This window comes from Mesorhizobium sp. M2A.F.Ca.ET.067.02.1.1 (assembly GCF_004023285.1).
Classification (GTDB): domain Bacteria; phylum Pseudomonadota; class Alphaproteobacteria; order Rhizobiales; family Rhizobiaceae; genus Mesorhizobium.
Map to the genome: position 1 here is coordinate 1 of NZ_RZSB01001192.1, position 1,084 is coordinate 1,084.

Genomic DNA, 1,084 nt, shown 5'->3' on the forward strand with positions numbered 1-1,084 from the left:
CTCCCATCTCGCGCCGAAACCGACGGTTGAAGCTCGACAGATCGTTGAAGCCTGTGTCGAAGGCGATTGTCGAGATCGTCGCGTCCGAGTTGCGCAGCCGCACGGCGGCCCGATGCAGCCTTGTCCTGAGCAGGAACTGATAGGGCGTCATGCCGGCCACATGCCGGAAGATGCGTAGGAAATGATACGGGCTCGTCGCCGTGGCGCCGGCGAGCTCGGCCAGCGAGAGCGGCCGCTCGGCATTGAGCTCGATCAGCCGCACCGCTTCGGCAACGCGTTTCTGATCGCGGCGGCTTGGTGTCCGCGCCGTTCTGAAAGAACCGGCGGCAGCCGCGACCACCGCGCCGGCAAGGCGTAGGCCGAGTTCCTCGAACGCCTCGTTGTCGCTCCTTTCGCGCGCAGCCTCCGCCTCGGCCAGCAAAGGCGCGAGCGCCGGCAAGGGCGGCAGGCGCGGATCGGCGAAGCCCAGCCGCTTCGCGCCCGGCAGTTCGGCCACGACGCGCTCCAGATAGGCTGGCGAAAAATGGAAGGAAAGGCAGCGGTCACCGGCGCCGTGCTCATGCCCGCATTCATAGCAGGCGCCGGGATTTCCGAGCAGGATGGCACCCGGCGCCAGCATCGCCGTGCCCTGGCGCGTGCGGTAGCGGAACGTGCCGCTGGCCACCGCGGCGACGCAGAAGCCGCGATGTCCTTCCTCGAACGGCCTGTCGCCCGCGGCGGCGGTACACACCACGTCGGACACCTGCCAGCCTGATCCGGAAGCCAGAGTTCTCTGCGCTGTTGTCATGCCCGAACGATAGCAATTTTTCCCAAGCGGCGAACCCCGCCTGCCCCTATTGCTTGCCCTCTCCTGACAAACGAGGCAGCAACCATGACTAATCCCTTTGCCGAAGCCTTGCACAGCGACGACCCCATTCCGGATCTCGCCGAAAAGCTGAAGCTCTACGGCCGCTTCATCGGCGCCTGGACATTCGATGCCACGCGCATTCTAGAGGACGGCACAAAGCTCACCGGTCGCGGCGAGGTGCATTTCGGCTGGGTTCTGGAAGGCAGGGCCTTGCAGGACGTCTGGATACTGCCCGCC

1 protein-coding gene and 1 pseudogene are annotated in these 1,084 nt (G+C 66.0%); one reads left to right on the forward strand and one right to left on the reverse strand.

The window, feature by feature from the left end; all coding sequences use genetic code 11:
* A partial coding sequence (locus tag EOA28_RS36655) for an AraC family transcriptional regulator (RefSeq protein ID WP_148671145.1) occupies positions 1-787 on the reverse strand: 787 nt, incomplete at its 3' end.
* Between the two features lie 84 nt (positions 788-871).
* Between EOA28_RS36655 and EOA28_RS36660 the strand changes: the two are divergent.
* Positions 872-1,084, forward strand: a pseudogene (locus tag EOA28_RS36660) (hypothetical protein); the annotation flags it as partial.